14 protein-coding genes are annotated in these 16,106 nt (G+C 72.9%); 7 read left to right on the top strand and 7 right to left on the bottom strand.

Annotated features, from left to right (window positions below):
- Nucleotides 1–20: 20 nt before the first annotated feature.
- On the bottom strand, nucleotides 21–785 hold the full coding sequence (locus MQP27_RS07665) for a creatininase family protein (protein WP_308289915.1): 765 nt from the start codon (nucleotides 783–785) through the stop codon (nucleotides 21–23).
- A gap of 38 nt (nucleotides 786–823) precedes the next feature.
- Here MQP27_RS07665 and ribA point away from each other — a divergent pair, with 38 nt between their 5' ends.
- The 4 genes from ribA to MQP27_RS07645 are packed head-to-tail and all read left to right on the top strand — an operon-like array spanning nucleotide 824 to nucleotide 4,841.
- Complete coding sequence (gene ribA, locus MQP27_RS07660) at nucleotides 824–1,486, top strand: GTP cyclohydrolase II (protein ID WP_242762654.1); 663 nt, start codon at nucleotides 824–826, stop codon at nucleotides 1,484–1,486.
- A gap of 4 nt (nucleotides 1,487–1,490) precedes the next feature.
- The gene (locus MQP27_RS07655; protein ID WP_242762651.1) at nucleotides 1,491–2,636 is read left to right on the top strand and encodes an NAD(P)/FAD-dependent oxidoreductase; all 1,146 of its coding nucleotides are present in this window, start codon (nucleotides 1,491–1,493) and stop codon (nucleotides 2,634–2,636) included.
- Complete coding sequence (locus tag MQP27_RS07650; RefSeq protein ID WP_242762648.1) at nucleotides 2,633–3,694, top strand: saccharopine dehydrogenase; 1,062 nt, start codon at nucleotides 2,633–2,635, stop codon at nucleotides 3,692–3,694. The genes MQP27_RS07655 and MQP27_RS07650 overlap by 4 nt, the downstream gene beginning before the upstream one ends.
- Nucleotides 3,687–4,841 (top strand): saccharopine dehydrogenase family protein, encoded by a 1,155-nt coding sequence (locus tag MQP27_RS07645; protein ID WP_242762647.1) that lies wholly within the window; start codon nucleotides 3,687–3,689, stop codon nucleotides 4,839–4,841. The genes MQP27_RS07650 and MQP27_RS07645 overlap by 8 nt, the downstream gene beginning before the upstream one ends.
- A gap of 7 nt (nucleotides 4,842–4,848) precedes the next feature.
- Here MQP27_RS07645 and MQP27_RS07640 read toward each other — a convergent pair whose 3' ends face one another.
- From MQP27_RS07640 to MQP27_RS07630, 3 genes are all read right to left on the bottom strand, one after another.
- Nucleotides 4,849–6,078, bottom strand: a complete 1,230-nt coding sequence (locus MQP27_RS07640; protein ID WP_242762645.1) for a serine hydrolase domain-containing protein — start codon at nucleotides 6,076–6,078, stop codon at nucleotides 4,849–4,851.
- A gap of 70 nt (nucleotides 6,079–6,148) precedes the next feature.
- On the bottom strand, nucleotides 6,149–7,882 hold the full coding sequence (locus MQP27_RS07635) for an MFS transporter (protein WP_242762643.1): 1,734 nt from the start codon (nucleotides 7,880–7,882) through the stop codon (nucleotides 6,149–6,151).
- Nucleotides 7,879–8,457, bottom strand: coding sequence for a TetR/AcrR family transcriptional regulator (locus MQP27_RS07630; protein WP_242762631.1), 579 nt, complete (start codon nucleotides 8,455–8,457; stop codon nucleotides 7,879–7,881). Before MQP27_RS07630 ends, MQP27_RS07635 begins: the two co-directional genes overlap by 4 nt.
- 93 nt (nucleotides 8,458–8,550) lie before the next feature.
- Here MQP27_RS07630 and MQP27_RS07625 point away from each other — a divergent pair, with 93 nt between their 5' ends.
- A complete protein-coding gene (locus tag MQP27_RS07625) occupies nucleotides 8,551–8,988 on the top strand; it encodes a PPOX class F420-dependent oxidoreductase (RefSeq protein WP_242762629.1) in 438 nt (145 codons plus the stop codon).
- 115 nt (nucleotides 8,989–9,103) lie between these two features.
- Complete coding sequence (locus MQP27_RS07620; protein WP_242762618.1) at nucleotides 9,104–11,221, top strand: tetratricopeptide repeat protein; 2,118 nt, start codon at nucleotides 9,104–9,106, stop codon at nucleotides 11,219–11,221.
- A gap of 12 nt (nucleotides 11,222–11,233) precedes the next feature.
- Here the strand turns inward: MQP27_RS07620 and MQP27_RS07615 are convergent, their stop codons facing one another.
- On the bottom strand, nucleotides 11,234–12,970 hold the full coding sequence (locus MQP27_RS07615) for a hypothetical protein (RefSeq protein ID WP_242763613.1): 1,737 nt from the start codon (nucleotides 12,968–12,970) through the stop codon (nucleotides 11,234–11,236).
- Between the two features lie 174 nt (nucleotides 12,971–13,144).
- Here MQP27_RS07615 and MQP27_RS07610 point away from each other — a divergent pair, with 174 nt between their 5' ends.
- Nucleotides 13,145–13,555, top strand: coding sequence for a VOC family protein (locus MQP27_RS07610; RefSeq protein ID WP_242763611.1), 411 nt, complete (start codon nucleotides 13,145–13,147; stop codon nucleotides 13,553–13,555).
- Between the two features lie 2 nt (nucleotides 13,556–13,557).
- Here the strand turns inward: MQP27_RS07610 and MQP27_RS07605 are convergent, their stop codons facing one another.
- Both MQP27_RS07605 and MQP27_RS07600 read right to left on the bottom strand, forming a co-directional pair.
- Nucleotides 13,558–14,709 (bottom strand): glycosyltransferase, encoded by a 1,152-nt coding sequence (locus MQP27_RS07605; protein WP_242762615.1) that lies wholly within the window; start codon nucleotides 14,707–14,709, stop codon nucleotides 13,558–13,560.
- Between the two features lie 58 nt (nucleotides 14,710–14,767).
- A complete protein-coding gene (locus tag MQP27_RS07600) occupies nucleotides 14,768–16,093 on the bottom strand; it encodes a nucleotide sugar dehydrogenase (RefSeq protein WP_242762612.1) in 1,326 nt (441 codons plus the stop codon).
- Nucleotides 16,094–16,106 lie beyond the last annotated feature (13 nt).

Here is a 16,106-nt window from a genome sequence, read left to right as displayed (position 1 = left end):
GCCCCGGAACCCGACGGCGCCTATGCGCGTCCTTCCTCGGAGGTCAGCAGCGAGAAAATCGCGCCGAAGGAATCCGCGAGGCTCGCCAGCAGTTCCTTGCCCTTTTCCGCGGAACCCAGCGAAGGGCGCCCGATGACACCCGAATCGGTATAGCCGGACATACCGAGGGTGAGCAGATGACGCCGGTCGTCCGCGACGAAATCGGAGGTCTCATAACCGGGGCGGAGAAATTCCGGATGAGCGTGCAGAAGGATGGAGGTCTCGATTTCTCCCGCGTGCATGTCGGTCAGCAGCGAGGTGGCCACCCCCGCCCGCTGCCGCGCCGCTTCCCAGTCCTCCGCGGCCGGGAACAGCGCCATGCGCTCGCCGCGGGCGGAGGATTCCTGGACGACGTTGCCCAGTACGTAGTTCCCGCCGTGCCCGTTGACCACCACCAGGGCCTCGACGCCGGAGCGGCGCAGCGACTGTGCAATGTCACATACCACCGAGTGAAGGGTCACCGAGGAGATGCTGACGGTCCCGGGCCAGGCCGCGTGCTCGTGCGAGCAGGAGATCGTCACCGGAGGGAGGAGGTGCACCGGGTACGCCGCGGCGATCTCCCGGGCCACGGCACAGGCGACCAGCGTGTCGGTCGCCAGCGGAAGAAACGGACCGTGTTGTTCGAAGCTCCCCACCGGAAGGACGGCGACCTGCGTTGAGACACCCGCCGCCCTGGTCCGTACCTCTTCCGTAGTGTCCGCCGGCACCAGTCCGTATGCCGCCGTACGCGCGCCCGAACCACTCATTTCTTCACGGCCTTTCGTCTCTGCTTAGGAATCGAATCATGACAGAAAAAATCGGCGTACTCGGCAAGAAGACCCCGCAGCGCACGGGCGTGGAACGGATAGTGAATGCACCGCTGCCCACGGTGTACGGGCAATTCCGGGCCGTGGGTTACCTGGATCACGACCGCGGCGATGAACAAGTGGCCCTGGTCCATGGCGAGATCGGCACCGACGACGTGCTGACCCGGCTGCATTCCGAGTGCCTGACCGGTGACGCGTTCGGCTCCCAGCACTGCGAGTGCGGCGACCAGCTGGCCGCCGCGTTGAAGGCCGTCGTCGCCGAAGGCAGCGGCATCGTCGTCTACTTGCGCGGTCACGAGGGCCGCGGCATCGGCCTGCTCGCCAAGCTGCGCGCGATGGCCCTGCAGGCGGAGGGCCTGGACACGGTCGAGGCCAACCTCGCGCTCGGCCTGCCGGTCGACGCCCGCGACTACGGCGTCGCCGCCGGGATGCTGCACGACCTCGGCGTGAAGTCCGTACGCCTGCTCTCCAACAACCCGCGCAAGCGCGAGGCGTTGGTGCGCCACGGCATCGAAGTTGCCGAGACCGTCCCGCTGTTGATCCCGCCGTGCGAGAGCAACATCACCTATCTGCGCACGAAGCGGGAACGGCTGGATCACGTCCTGCCGCACCTGGATGCGGTGGCACACCTGTCATCCTGACCGCGTGCAGACACAAGCCAGTGCCGTAGTCATCGGCGGTGGGGTGATGGGCACGAGCATCGCCTACCACCTCGCCGCCGCCGGTGTCCGGGACGTCGTACTCGTCGAGCGGGACGAACTGGCCTCCGGGTCCACGTCGAAGGCCGCGGGCGGGGTGCGGGCGCAGTTCTCCGACGAGCTGAACATCCACCTCGGGGCGCGCAGCCTGGAGGCCTTCGGGCGGTTCCAGGAGGAGATCGGGTACGACATCGGGCTGCACCGCGTCGGCTACCTCTTCCTCCTCTCCACGCCCGAGGAGGTCGCCTCCTTCGAGGAGAGCGTCCGGCTGCAGAACTCGCTCGGCGTGCCCAGCCGCATGATCACGCCGAAGGAGGCCCGCAAGCTCTCCCCGCTGATCAGCATCGACGGCCTGCTCGCCGCCGCCTACTCGCCCGACGACGGCCACTGCACCCCCGAGGCCGTCGTCCACGGCTACGCCTCCGCCGCCCGCGCGCTCGGCGTCCGCATCCTGCGGCACACCGAGGTCACCGGCATCGAACTGCACGGCAGCACGATCACCGCGGTGTCGACCACTCTCGGCCGGATCGCCACCGGCACGGTCATCTGCGCGGCCGGCCCCTGGTCGAGGGCGGTCGGCGCGATGGCCGGCGTGGAACTGCCGGTGGTGCCGCTGCGCCGCCAGATCGCCGTCACGGAACCGGTCAAGGGCCTGAGCGCCGACCTGCCCATGACCATCGACTTCACCACCAGCCTCTACTTCCACGCCGAGGGCCCCGGACTCCTGCTCGGCATGTCCGACCCGGGCGAGCGGCCGGGGTTCGCGACCGACCCCCACGACCGCTGGATCCCCGCCCTGTACGCGGCCATGGAGCGGCGCGCCCCCGCCCTGCTCGACCTGCGCCGCACCGGCGGCTGGGCGGGCCTGTACGAGATCACCCCGGACCACAACGCGCTGATCGGCGAGGCCCGTTCGGTCTCCCGCTTCCTCTACGCCACCGGCTTCTCCGGACACGGCTTCCTGCAGGGACCCGCCGTCGGCGAGGTCGTCCGCGACCTGTGCCTGGGCCGCGTACCCTTCGTGGACGTCAGCCCCTTGAGCGCCGACCGCTTCGCGGCCGACGCCCCCCGCCCGGAGGCCAACCTCGTATGACAGAGCTCCACTTGTGGCTGCGCCACGAGGACCGCAGGACCGAACGCCGCACGCCGATCGTGCCGTCCGACGCCCGGCGGCTCGTGGACAGCGGAGTGACGCTGACCGTGGAGGAGTCCCCGCAGCGGATCTTCCCCATCGAGGAGTACGAGGCGGCCGGCTGCCATGTCGCGACGGCCGGCTCCTGGGTGTCGGCGCCGCGGGACGCGGTGATCCTCGGCCTGAAGGAACTCCCGGACCAGCCGGGCGAACTGACGCACCGGCACATCTTCTTCGGCCACGCCTACAAGCGGCAGCCCGGCGCCGAGACGCTGCTGCGCCGGTTCGCGGCGGGCGGCGGCGCCCTCCTCGACCTGGAGTACCTGGTCGACGACCACGGCCGCCGCCTCGCCGCCTTCGGCTTCTGGGCCGGCTACCTGGGCGCCGCCCTGGCCGTGCTCCAGCAGCGGGGCAGGCTGGTCGCGCCGCTCACGCCCACCTCGAAGGAGGAGCTGGACGAACGGCTCCAACGGGCCGACGCCGACGAGGAGTTCACGGCCCTGGTGATCGGCGCCCTGGGGCGCAGCGGCCGTGGTGCGCGCCTCGCCTTCCAGGTGGCCGGTGTCGAGCCCACCTGCTGGGACCTCGCCGAGACCCGCGACCTGGACCGGCCCGCCCTGCTCGCGCACGACGTCATGGTGAACGCGGTCCTCGCCACCACCCCCGTCCCGCCCTTCCTGCGCGAACCGGACCTCGACGACCCGGCCCGCCGCCTGCGCACCCTGTGCGACGTCACCTGCGACGTCGGCTCGCCCCTCAACGTCCTCCCGGTCTACGACCGCACCACGGACTGGACGGACCCCGTGCGGCGTCTGCGCAAGGAACCCCCGCTCGACCTGATCGCGATCGACAATCTGCCCTCCCTCCTCCCGCGGGAGTCCAGCACCGACTTCTCGGCGGCCCTCGTCCTCCAGCTGCTGGAGTTCGGCACCGGCGGACCGTGGGGCCGCTGTCTGGACCGGTTCCACCAGGCCTGCCGTGAACTCGGCATCGCAGAAGGGGAGTTCCGCGATGCCTGAGCGCGTCCCGGCGAGCGGTACCGTCCACTGGATCGGCGCCGGACTGTCCACGGGCAGCGGTCTGGCCCGGCTGTGCGAGAGCGCCGACCGGGTACGGCTGTGGCACCGCACCGAGGAGCGCGCCGCGGGTTCCCTCGCCCGGCTGGGCCTCGTCGGCCGCGCCGAGCCCCGCGCCTACACCCTCCCCGCGCTCACCGCCGAACTCGCGCCCGGCGACGTCGTCGTGTCGATGCTGCCCGCGCCCGAACACGCCGGGATCCTCGCCGCCTGCGTCGCGGGCGGCGCCCACTTCGCCTGCTCCAGCTATGTCTCGGACGCCGTCCTGGAACAGGTGCCGCAGGCCGCCAAGTCCGGCCTGGTCGTGCTCACCGAGGCCGGGCTCGACCCGGGCATCGACCACCTCTTCGCCCACAGCCTGGTGGCCCGCGCCCGCGAGGCGATCGGCGACGGTACGGCGGCCTCGTACGGCTTCACCTCGTACTGCGGCGGCATCCCCGCCGTGCCGAACGACTTCAGGTACCGCTTCAGCTGGGCTCCCGCCGGAGTGCTGGGCGCCCTTCGCTCGCCCGCCCGTTACATCGAGGACGGCGCCGAGACGACGGCGGACCGTCCCTGGGAGGTCACCCGGCCGCACGTCCTCGACGGGGAGACCTTCGAGGTCTACCCGAACCGGGACAGCCTGCCCTTCGTCGAGCAGTACGAGCTGCCGGCCGCCTGGCAGGCCCGGTCGTTCGTGCGCGGCACCCTCCGGCTGGAGGGCTGGCTGCGGGCCTGGGACGCCGTGTTCGAGGAGCTGAAGGGCGGGGACGACGCCCGGATCGCCGCCCTGGCGAGGGAGTTGGCGGAGCGGTATCCGACGACGGACGCCGACCGCGACCGGGTCGTGCTCGCCGTCTCGCTCGACGTGCGCTCGCGGGAGGGCCGGAACTGGTCGGGCTCCTACCTCCTGGACCTGGTGGGCGACGCGGAGGAGAGCGCGATGGCCCGGCTGGTCTCCCGGCCGCTGGCCCTCGGCGTCGGGCACATCCTGGACGGTTCGCTGCCCGCGGGCCTGAACCGGGCCGCCGAGACGGCGGCCCGCTCCGAGGAGTGGCTCGGCGAACTGGCCCGCCAGGGCGTGGAGTTCACCCTTCGCACCGAGGGGTAGCGGCGCTTCAGCCGGTGACCGCCTCGTGCACCAGCCGCTTGAGGTCGGGGAAGAGCTTCAGCGAGGACCTGGGGCGGACCTGGGTCATGAACTGCACGGTCAGATCACGGCTCGGGTCCACCCAGAAGGTCGTCGTCGCCACCCCGCTCCAGCCGTACGTGCCCAGGCCCGTCGGCGCCTGGGTGCGCTCGGGGTCGATCACGACCGAGACGCCGAAGCCGAAGCCGACACCGTCGTTGCCGGGCTCGTCGTGGGCCGGGCGGGCGCCGAAGGAGCGCAGGTCGGCGTTGCCGGGCAGGTGGTTGCGGGTCATCAGGTCCACCGTCTCCGGGGCGAGCAGGCGGACGCCGTCGAGTTCGCCGCGGCGGCGCAGCAGCTCCATGAAGCGGTGCACGTCGTGCGCGGACGCCACCAGGCCGCCGCTGCCGGACAGGAAGCGGGGCCGTCCCCGCAGCGGCAGCCCCGGGATCGGCTCGATGCCGCCGGCGTCCGTCTCGCCGTACAACTCGCAAAGCCGCGTGGCCTGTTCGTCCGTGACGCAGAAGCCGGCGTCGGTCATGCCGAGCGGGCCGAGGACGCGCTCGGCGACGAACTCGTCGAGCGGCTGCCCGGAGACGACCTCGATCACCCGCCCGAGGACGTTGCTGGCCACCGAGTAGTTCCACTGCGTGCCCGGCTCGAACTGGAGCGGCAGGCTCGCGTACACGTCGACCGTCTCGGCCAGGTTCGAGCCCGGCACGACGGCCGACTCCAGGTTGGCCGCGCGGTAGAGGGCGTCGACGGGGTGCGAGTGGTAGAAGGCGAAGGTCAGTCCCGCGGTGTGGGTCAACAGGTGCCGGATCAGCGGAGCTTGGGCGGCCGGGCGGGTCACGACATCCGTGCCCGAGCCGCTCTCGTACACCTGCGGATCGGCGAAGGCGGGGAGGTGGCGGGCGACGGGGTCGTCGAGCGAGAGGCGGCCCTCCTCGACGAGTATCAGCGCGGCGACCGTGGTGACCGGCTTGGTCATGGAGTAGATCCGCCACAGAGTGTCGGGCTCGACGGGCAGACCGGCCGCGAGGTCGCGACGGCCGTGCGTCGTGAGGTGGGCGACGCGGCCGCCGCGGGCCACGGCCACCAGATAGCCGGGCAGGCGCCCCTCGTCGACGTAGTGCGCGAAGTGCTGGTCGAGGCGGTCCAGCGCCTTCACGTCCAGCCCGACCTCGCCCGGGTCCACCTCTTGCCGCAGCTGTGCCATCGCTCGCTCTCCTCCACTTGCACTGGTCGAGGCCCGCTCCGGTGAACACCCGCCGGACCGGCCTCGGCCCTCATCGTCGCGCAGGAACACGGGCCGGGTCCCCCTCTTGGCCGGTATTGATCGCTTGGGGCGAACGTTTCGGCAGCCGGGGCCCGGCCACCGCCGCGGCGGCCCCGGCCAGGGCGGCGAGCACGAGCAGCGGCAGCGCGTGACCGTGCCCCAGCCCCATGAGCGTGGTCGCCACGGCCACCCCCAGCACGGGCCCGACGTTCATCGCGGTCTGCTGCAGCCCGCCCGCGACCCCGGCCGACTCCACGGGCGCCTGCCGTACGACGACATGGGTGGCCGCGACCATCACCGTTCCGTATCCGGCCCCCAGCAGCGCGAACCCGGCGCACAGCGCGGGCGAGCCGGAGGCCCGCACCAGCACGAGGACCCCGGCCGCCAGGACGGCCATCGCTCCCACGGTGGTACGGCGGGCTCCGGCCCGGCGCAGCAGCACGGCGGCCCCGGGCGCGGCGGCGATGACCAGGGCGGCGAGCGGGAGGCCGAGCAGGGCCATGTGCAGGGGGTCGAAGCCGAGGGTGTCCTGCAACAGGAAGGTGGCGACGAAGAGGGTGCCCTGCAGCGTGGCGGAGGCGGCGACCAGGATGCCGAGCGAGGCGGCGACGGCGGGGGAGCGGACGACGTCCGACGGCAGCAGGGGCCAGGGGGTACGGCGCTCGTGGCGGACGAAGCCGGCACCGGCGACCGGGGCGATGAGCAGGGCGGCCCAGCCGGTGGGGGAGAGGCCGTCGGAGGGCAGCGTGACGAGGGCGTGGACGAGGGCGGCGAGGGAGAGGGCGAGGAGGGTGGCGCTGAGGGCGTTGAGGCGGGTGGTGGGGTGGGCTTTGGCGGGTGGTTGCCCGGTGGTGGGGTGGGTGGTGGCGGGTGGTTGCCCGGTGGTCGAGTGGGCGGTGACGGGTGGTTGCCCGGCGGTGTCGGTGGTGGGGAGTGGACGCTCGGCGGTGGTGTCGGCGGCGTCGGTGCGATGGGACGGCGGTTGCCCGGTGGCGCTGCCGAGGGTCTTGAGGCGGGCTTCTGGTCCGGCAGCGTGGGGCTGCTCGGCGGCGGTGTCGAACCGGGCGGTGCGCGGCTGTTCCGCGGCGGTGTCGGGTCGGCTCGGGAGCGGCTGCTGGGCGGAGGTGTCGGGTCGGCCGGTGCGCGGCTGCTGGGTGGCGATGTCAGGTCGGCCGGCCCACCGCCGTTCCGTGCCGACTCGGACGGCCAGCGCGAGGGTGCCGAACGCCGCCGCCGGTGCGACGTTGAGGAGGAAGACCGCTCGCCAGCCCGGCCCCGAGACGAGCGCCCCGCCCAGTACCGGTCCGGCCGCGGCCGCCACTCCGATCGCGCTCATGCGCAGGGCGATCGGCATCCGCAGCCGGTCCGGTGGGAACGCCGCCCGCAGCATGCCGAGCGTGGCCGGTTGCAGCAGCGCCCCGAACACACCCTGCGCGACCCGCAGTGCGATCACCCAGCCGATCCCGGGCGCGACCCCGATCCCCGCCGAGGCCGCCCCGAACCCCAACATCCCGACGCCGAAGACCCGTTGGTGCCCGTACCGGTCCCCGAGCCGCCCGGCGAACACCAACAGCCCCGCCACCGCGACGAGATACCCGGTGCTGGTCCACTGCACCTGTGCGAAGGACGCGCCCAGTTCCCGTTGCAGGGTGGGCTGCACGACGGTGAGGACCGTGCCGTCCAGGGCGACGATCATCGCTCCCGCGACGCTGCTCGCGAGGGTGAGAGCGCGGTGCGGGGTCATGCCTCGGCCCCCAGGTGCGCGTCGAGGGCCGAGCGCAGCAGCGGTACGAAGTCGTCGGCGCCGGTGGCCAGTTGGAGGCTCCCCCAGCCCCACAGCTGGGCGATGCCGTGCAGGTTCGCCCACAGCGCGCCCGCGACCAGCCGGGCGTCGACGTCGGGACGGGCCAGGGCGACCAGCTCCACCAGGCGGCCGAACAGCGGCAGGCTGGTGTCCCGGAGCCCCAAGTGACCGCTCTCCAGCAGATCGTGACGGAACATCAGCTCGTACATGCCGCGGTTGTCGAGCGCGAACCGGAGATAGACGTCCGCGAGCGTCGCCAGCTGCTCGCGCGGCGGCACCGTGGCGTCGTCGACCGTCGCCGCCCTCGCCCGCTCGGCCAGCTCGCCGAAGCCGCGCCGCGCGATGGCGGACAGCAGCTCCAGGTGGGTGGGGAAGTAGCGGCGCGGTGCCCCGTGCGAGACGCCGGCCCGGCGGGCGATCTCGCGCAGGGTCAGCGCCTGCACGCCCTCCCGGGCGACCAGCTCCACGCCGACGTCGACCAGCCGGGCCCGCAGCCCGGTCTCCGATTCGTCCATAGACAGTGTCTACCAGGCGGTCGTAGACAGTGTCTACTCGTCGGGTCCTCGGCACTGGGAATGCCGGGCTCCGCCCACCTGGTTGATCCCGGTATGACTCAGGACACATTGCTGGAGCTGCTCTCCGACCATCGCGGCGGCGTACTGGTCACCCTCAAGCGCGACGGCCGCCCGCAGCTGTCGAACGTCAGCCACCACTACTACCCCGAGGAGCGGATCCTCCGTGTCTCGGTGACGGACGACCGGGCCAAGACCCGCAACCTGCGCCGCGACCCCCGGGCCTCCTACCACGTGTCCGCCCCCGACCGCCGCGCCTACACGGTCGTCGAGGGCACCGCCGAACTCACGCCCGTCGCCAAGGACCCGCACGACGAGACGGTCGAGGAACTGATCCGCCTCTACCGCGACGTCCAGGGCGAGCACCCCGACTGGGACGACTACCGGGCCGCGATGGTCCGCGACCGGCGGCTGGTGGTGCGGCTGAAGGTCGAGCGGGCTTACGGGATCCCGAAGGGGGCGAACCGCGGGTGACGGGCCGGGCTCACTCGGCCGCCCCGCGCGGTTGATGTCCCGTCATGAGCCCCTGATCCGGCTAGGGTTGATCCACTGGGAGTGACGCGGATGCAGGGACGGGGGAGCGCGGGCCATGCTGGATCTCCTTTCGGTGGGCGCCATCAGCGCCGTCCTCGGCGCGGTCGGCAACGGCATGGCCGGGGAGTTCGGCAGGTGGGCCTGGGAGTCGGCGGGCGGGGCGGTCCGCCGCGTCGCCGGGCGGGAGGTGCCCGCGCCCACGACACCCGGCCAACTAGACGACGTGGCACGCCTGGTGCACGAGCGGGTGCACACGGATCCGCAACTCGCCCATGCCTGGGCCCTGTTCGCCCGCTCGGCCCCCGTACCCGGAGTGCCCGACCGGCTCGCCCGCCCGCGCCTGCCTGGTGCCCCGCGCTTCTTCACGGACCGCGAGCAGGCCCTGAAGCTCCTCGACAAGGAGGCGACCCGCCCCTTCGAGGGCCGCCCCAGGCTCGCCCTGCTGCACGGCCCCGAAGGCATCGGCACGACCACCCTCGCCTGCCACTGGGGCTGGCGCCGCACGGACCTCTACCCCGACGGCCAGCCGTACGTCGACCTGCGCACCCGCACCCCCGAGGTGGCCCTCGGCGATCTGCTGCGCCAACTCGGCCTGGGGGACGAGCGGATACCCGCCTCCGCCGACGCCCGGGCCGACCTCTTCCGGCGCTGCGCCGCCGACCGCCGTATGCTCCTCGTCCTCGACCACGCCACCTCGGCGGCGCAGCTCGAACCACTGCTCACGACCGCGCCGGGGGTGTTCACCATCGTGGTCGCCCGGCATGCGCTCGTAGGGCTCGGCGCCCTGCGGATTCCGGTCGGCCCACTCGCGCGGCGGGACGCGGTACGGATGCTGAAGAGCGTCGCTGGCGAGGACGTGATCGCCGCCGCGCGCACCAGCCTGCCCCGGGTCCTCGACCGCTGCGCCGGCTCACCGTACGCACTGCGGGCCGCGGCGCTGCGCTTGACGCCGGGGTTCGCCGACCCCGAGAACCCCGCGGTGACCCCGGACCATCCGGCCACACCCGTGACCGACCCCGTCCGGGCCGCCACCGAGGACTCCTACCGGCACCTCGCCCCCGCCGCCGCCCGCCTCTACCGCCTCGCCGGGCTGCGTGACTGGCCCGCCCTCGACGCCGCCACGGCCGCGCGAGCCGCCGGCATCGACGAGACCGAGGCCGCCCGGCTCCTGGGAGAGCTCGCCGAGGCACTGCTCCTCGAACGCGCCGGCTCCGGCCGCTACCGCTACCGCCCCTCCGTCCGCGCCCACGCCGAGCGCACGGCAGCCGCCGTCGACGGCGTCGCGGCCTGCTCGGCGGCGGTCGCCCGGGTCGTCGACCACTGCCGTGACCTGGCCGTCGGCGCGGCTCAGGCCGCGCTGCCGGAGAGCTGGCGGGTACCCACCGCCCACTCGCCGGTCACCTTCGCGTCCAAGGGCGAGGGCGTCGCCGCCCTGACCGCCGAGGCGCCGACCCTCGTCGAAGCGGTCGCGGCGGCGGACGAGTTCGGCGACCCGCACTCCGTCGTACTGCTCTGCCAGGCCCTCTGGCCGCTCCAGCTCAAGGCCGGCCGCCATGAACTCCTCCTGCCCGCCCTGCGCACCGGCGCCCGAGTCGCCGACCAGCACTTCCCCGGCACCCGCACCGCCGGCGCACTGCACGCCCAACTCGCCCACAGCCTCACCGAGTTGCGCCGCTGGGACGCGGCCGAGCCCGAGGCCCTCGCCGCCGCACGCGACGAACGAGCCGCCGGACACGTCCGCGGCCACGCCTCCGCGGTCGAGTTCCTCGGCTTGCTGCGGCTGCGACAGTGGCGGTTCCAGGAGGCGTACGACAGCTTCGAGCAGGCGTACGGCATCCTCGACGGCATCGGCCCCGACGACGAGGGCGCCGCCGACCTCCCGCGCGCCCGCGCCCTGCTGGACCGGCACCGCGGACGCGCCCTCGGCCGCCTCGACCGTCGCGAGGAGGCACTGGACCGGCTCGGGCACGCCCTGGCCTTCTTCCGAGACCGCGAGCCCTACAACATGGCCCGCACCCTCACCGACATCGCCGAGATCCACCTCGACGCGGGCCGGCCCGGGACCGCACTGCCGCTGATCGACGAAGCTCTGGTCACCCTGGAGGGCGAACAGGCGGAGTATCAGGTGGAGTTGCTGCGGGTGCTGAGGGAGCGGTGCACCGTGACGCAGTGACCGACTCGGTCGTCACGCCCGCACGACGGTCACCGCGTCGGTGACCGTCCCCGTCCGTACCGTCATCCCCCGTCCGAACAGCTCCTCCAGCGACTTGCCCGAGGCCAGCCACGCGTGCAGCGCGGACGCGTACACGGCCGGGTCGGCGTCGGCGCCCCCGGCCACCGCGGTGAGCCGCAACAACGCACCGGCGCGGGTGCGCACGACACACGACCCGGGTCCCGTCACGTACGCCGCGAGCGCGCAGTGCGGATGCCGGTCGAGCACCTCCGCCGTCCACTCGGCGGGCGACCCGAACCGCCGGTCGTCCGCCTCCCCGTGCCGGAACACCACATCCGCCAGGGCGAGTTGATCCACCTCACGCGTGTCCTCGCACACCGCGAGATGCGTCTCTCCCTCCTCGTACGGCGCCTGGTGCGGCCCCGCGTACCGGGTCACCGCGATCTCCCCGGCGCCCGGCAAGCGGCTCAGCACGCGGAGGGGAACGGTCGGAGCCGATGCTTCGTACGCGGGGAGCGGGAGAGGTTCGAGGCGTGCGGGGAGGTCGGGTTCAGGGATGCCGAGAGCGTCGTAGAAGTGGCGGCGCAGCCGGGCGGCCGACTCGCCGGGCAGGGAGCTGATGAACTCCGCGTGCTCTGGCGGGCGTTGGTGGTGTTCGAGCAGTGACTCCACCTGTGCTCGCAGGGGGAGCGAAGGGTCCAGGCGAGGCGCGCCCCGTACGAAGTCGTACACCGGCGCCTGCGGATCGAGGCCCTCCAGGGGCGCCGCCCCCAGCAGCACCGGTCTGCCCAGTGCCGCGGCGTAGTACGTCACCGAGCCGTGGTCGCCGATCACCGCGTCCGAGGCGAGCAGGGCCTGCCGCCAGCCCTTCAAGGGGTCGATCAGCGCGAGGCCCGCGCGGCGGGCGCGGTCGAGCCAGGCGCGGATCTGGCCGGGGCCGTGACCGTGCCAGACATTGGGATGCAGCACGGCCGCGAGACGGTACTCGTCGGCCGGGAACTCCGAGGTCAGACGGGGAAGGAGGGAGGGGAGGAGGTCATCCCCGCCGCCGTCGCCGAAGAGGGACTCCGGGTTCCAGGTGGAGGTGAGGACGATCAGCCGTCTGCCCCGGCCCACGTCCAGGGCCCGGCGGTAGCGCTCGCGGTAGGGGCGGGCGGCCAGCAGGCGGTCCCAGCAGGGATCCCCGGCGAGTACGGCCGTGGACGCGGCCTCGGGACAGGCGGCGCGCAGACGCTCGTACTGCTCGGGGTGCGAGAGGACCAGCGTGTCCGCGACGGGACGGCCGTCCGCGCCGAGCAGCCACTCCGATGACAACCCGAAGACCGGTTCTGCCGCCTTCTGCCCGCCGCCCGGTGTCGGGTGTCGGGTGTCGGGTGTCGCCAGTTTCTTAGTGTATCCGACACCGTGGGACAACACGGTCAACTGTCCGGAAAGTGACCGGAGTTGACCGCCGAAGCTCGCCGAGAGCGCGAGTGTGACCGGGGTGGCGATCGCCTGCTCCCACGGGAGTACGGGGATCCCCGTGTCGGCGAGCAACTCGGCGACGCCCGCCCGGAACGCCGAGGAACCCGGGCAGGTCGCGAGCAGTTGCACCCTGAAGTCGTCGTGGAAGAGCGGCAGGACGTCCAGGAGCCGGGTTGCCGCGGTCACGTTGTGGACGACCAGGAGCACCTTGCGGCTGCGCCCGCGCGTGGCCCACCGCGCCGCCTCGTCGCCGACCGGCACCCGTATCCACCCGGCCCCCGCCACGCCCTCGCCCGCCTCTCGTACCGTCCCGCACCCGTTCGGGTGATCGGGCAACGATAGCTCCGGCCCGCCGCGGGGGTCCTAGGTCCCGGGGTGCAGGGCGGACGACTGATGGTCGGGAGGGCGCCTGCCGCCTAGGCTGCCGGGAAAGATCGCGCAGCTCAGGAAGAGGTCATGATGCCCGTCAACGGCCGTAGCCACATCCGGATCGCCCGCCCGTCACGGGACCTCGCGGTCGCCGAGCGGTTCTGGGTGCGGGGGCTCGGGCTGAGCGTGGTGTGGCGGACCGAGGGGGGTGCCGAACCGGGGGAGCACGACCTGCTGATGGTGGGGTGGCCCGACGCCGGATGGCATCTGGAGCTGGTGCACGATCCGGCGCATCCCGTGGAACCCCGGCCGACCGAGGAGGACCTGCTGGTCGTGTACGTCGACGGGCCGGTCCCGGAGGACCTGGTCGCGAGGCTGGAGGCGCACGGCGGCAAGCGGGTGTCCTCGCCGAACCCCTACTGGAACCGGTGGGGCGTCACGGTCGAGGATCCGGACGGGTATCGGCTGGTGCTGTGCGAGCGGGGCTGGTCCAACGGCTGACTTCAGGGCGTCGCGGTCCGCCAGCGTTTCACGCCGACCGTCGGCCTGGTCGTCTCGCCCGCCCAGCCCTCCAGGAGACCCGTGAAGTCGGCTGCCCTGTGCTGCCAGTTGAGGGTGGTGAGGGCGGCGGAACGGCCCTGGCGCGCCGCGCTCAGCCGGAGTTCGGGGTCCGTGCGCAGGCGCTGGACCGCCTGGGCAGCGGCCGCGGGGTCCTCGTACGGGACGATCAGGCCGCAGTGGTGGCGGTCGACCAGTTCCGCCGCCAGCGGCGTGGGCGTCGTGACCACCGGGACGCCGTGGGCCATGTACTCGACGACCTTTGTCGGCCGCGAGTGGCGGTAGTTGGGCTGGTCGTGAAGGAGGGACAGGCCGGCCAGGGCGCCGGGGAGCAGGGCCAGGGCGCGGTCGTTGGGGAGGAAGCCGTGCCACCGCAGGACGCCGTCCCGGTCGGCCGCGGTGAGGGCGTCCCGGACGTCGGGGTCCGCCGCGCCGATCACCTCCACGCGTATCGCAGGTGCCAGCAGGGCCGCCGTCTCGATGAGGTCCAGGGTGCCGCGGGCCCGCGACAAGTGGCCCAGATAGACGACCCGTTCGGCGCCGGGCGGCGGGAGCGGGTCCGGCGGCGCGGTCGCCAGGTTGGGCACGACCGGGTGGGCGCGGCGGAAGCGCTCCTGGTAGGCGTCCTCGGCCAGCAGCAGCCGCAGATGGCGTTCCGCCAGTCCTTCGGCGGCCCGTACGGCGAGCCGCAGCGGTGGGCGCAGTGCCCGGGGCACCCAGCGTTTCATGGTGAGCGCCGCCGCGGTGTCCTCGTGCACGTCCCAGATCGTCACCGGCGCCTTTCCGGTCCGTCGCCAGCGGCGCAGGGTGCCCGGGAGGGCCAGCAGGAGCTCCGGGTCGTGCAGCAGGACCACGTCCGTCTCCGGGCCGCGCTCGGCGAGCAGCTCACGGGCCGCCCGGAGCGCCGCACCGCGGTCGCGGCCGGCGGCCCGGGGGAGGTCGACCCCCTCGACGTCGGCGCGCGGGGCCACCTTGCGGGCCGTGAACGGGGCGGCGTACACCACCTGGTGCCCGCGCTCCCGCAGGGCGGCGATCTGGCGGTGCAGGATGCGTGCGTCCTCGGGGTGGTGCACGACGGTGACGACAAGTATCCGCATCTGAGCGCCTTTCAACTCCACGTGCGGGGAAGGGGGTTGAAGGGAACGGGGTGGGGTTTCAGAGGACCTCGACGTCCGGGCGGAAGATCCGGCCGCGGGTGTCGAACAGCAGGCGGGCCTGGTCGGCCAGCGCCGGCAGGTCGTAGGCGGAGTGGTCCTGGAGGAGCAGGGTCAGGTCGTGCTCGCGGACGGCGGCGGTGAGGTCGGGGACGCGGGGGACGCTCACCCCGTCGACGGACCACCGCTGTACGTGCGGATCGTGGAAGGACACCTCGGCCTCCCGCTCCCGCAGCAGCTTGGCCACCGGCACGGCCGGGCTCTCCCGCTGGTCGGCGACGTCCGGCTTGTAGGTGACGCCGAGGAGGAGGACCCGCGAGCCGTGCAGCGGCCGGCCCGCGCTGTTGAGGAGGTCCTGGGCCCGTCGTACGACGTACTCGGGCATCCGCCGGTTGATCTCCTGGGCCAGCTCCACGAACCGGAACTCGTAGCCGAGCGACGAACGCACCTTGTAGGAAAGGTAGTTGGGGTCGATCGGGATGCAGTGGCCGCCCACCCCGGCGCTCGGCCGGAAGGCCTGGAAGCCGAAGGGCTTGGTGCCCGCGCAGCGGATCGCGTCCCAGACGTCGATGTGCAACTCGCGGCTGATGATGGCGAGTTCGTTGACCAGGGCGATGTTCACATGCCGGTAGGTGTTCTCGATGAGCTTGGCCATCTCGGCTTCCCGAGTGCCCTTGGCCTGCACGACCGTGTCGATGAACTTGCCGTAGAAGGCGACCGCGCGCACCGCGCAGGCGGGCGTCAGGCCGCCCACCACCTTGGGTACTTCACGCAGGGCGTGGGTGGTGTTCCCGGGGTCGATGCGCTCCGGTGAGAAGGCGAGCGCGAAGTCCTCGCCGGCCTTGAGCCCGGGCTCCTCCAGCAGCGGACGTACCACTTCGTCCGTCGTACCGGGATAGGTGGTGGACTCCAGCACCACCAGCCGGCCGGGCCTGAGATGTCCGGCCACCGCCCGCGCCGCCGAGGTCACGGCGCTCAGATCCGGTCCGCCGTCCTCGCTCAGCGGGGTCGGCACACAGATGACCACGGTCTGCGCGCGGGCCAGACAGGCGTCGTCCGTGTAGGCCGTGAAACCGGCCTCGCGCATGCGCCGGACGTCCTCGTCGGACACGTCGTCCACGTGCGAGCGGCCGGAGTTGAGGTCCGACACCACCCTGGCGTTGCGGTCCAGGCCCACCACGCGCAGGCCGACCGAGGCCGCTTCCCGCGCGAGCGGAAGTCCGACATAACCGAGGCCGATCACCGCCAGTTCGACGTGGTCGGCCCGTGCTGATTCCCCGAGCTGTTCGCTTGTTTCCCCGAGCGATCCGGCCTTGTCGACCTGCATAGGGATTCACCCA

Source organism: Streptomyces cylindrosporus (genome assembly GCF_022698165.1).
In the GTDB taxonomy this organism is placed as follows: Bacteria; Actinomycetota; Actinomycetes; order Streptomycetales; family Streptomycetaceae; genus Streptomyces; species Streptomyces cylindrosporus.
The sequence above is the reverse complement of the archived record's forward strand: the minus strand, read 5'-3'. Positions and strand labels throughout refer to the sequence as shown.

Bases quoted from the DNA above. Each gene is read 5' to 3' on its own strand.
- ribA (WP_242762654.1), top strand. From the start codon at position 824: ATGACAGAAAAAATCGGCGTACTCGGCAAGAAGACCCCGCAGCGCACG.
- MQP27_RS07610 (WP_242763611.1), top strand. From the start codon at position 13,145: ATGCCCGTCAACGGCCGTAGCCACATCCGGATCGCCCGCCCGTCACGG.
- MQP27_RS07630 (WP_242762631.1), bottom strand. From the start codon at position 8,457: ATGGACGAATCGGAGACCGGGCTGCGGGCCCGGCTGGTCGACGTCGGC.
- MQP27_RS07665 (WP_308289915.1), bottom strand. From the start codon at position 785: ATGAGTGGTTCGGGCGCGCGTACGGCGGCATACGGACTGGTGCCGGCG.
- MQP27_RS07620 (WP_242762618.1), top strand. From the start codon at position 9,104: ATGCTGGATCTCCTTTCGGTGGGCGCCATCAGCGCCGTCCTCGGCGCG.
- MQP27_RS07605 (WP_242762615.1), bottom strand. From the start codon at position 14,709: ATGCGGATACTTGTCGTCACCGTCGTGCACCACCCCGAGGACGCACGC.
- MQP27_RS07625 (WP_242762629.1), top strand. From the start codon at position 8,551: ATGACTCAGGACACATTGCTGGAGCTGCTCTCCGACCATCGCGGCGGC.
- MQP27_RS07645 (WP_242762647.1), top strand. From the start codon at position 3,687: ATGCCTGAGCGCGTCCCGGCGAGCGGTACCGTCCACTGGATCGGCGCC.
- MQP27_RS07640 (WP_242762645.1), bottom strand. From the start codon at position 6,078: ATGGCACAGCTGCGGCAAGAGGTGGACCCGGGCGAGGTCGGGCTGGAC.
- MQP27_RS07650 (WP_242762648.1), top strand. From the start codon at position 2,633: ATGACAGAGCTCCACTTGTGGCTGCGCCACGAGGACCGCAGGACCGAA.
- MQP27_RS07600 (WP_242762612.1), bottom strand. From the start codon at position 16,093: ATGCAGGTCGACAAGGCCGGATCGCTCGGGGAAACAAGCGAACAGCTC.
- MQP27_RS07635 (WP_242762643.1), bottom strand. From the start codon at position 7,882: ATGACCCCGCACCGCGCTCTCACCCTCGCGAGCAGCGTCGCGGGAGCG.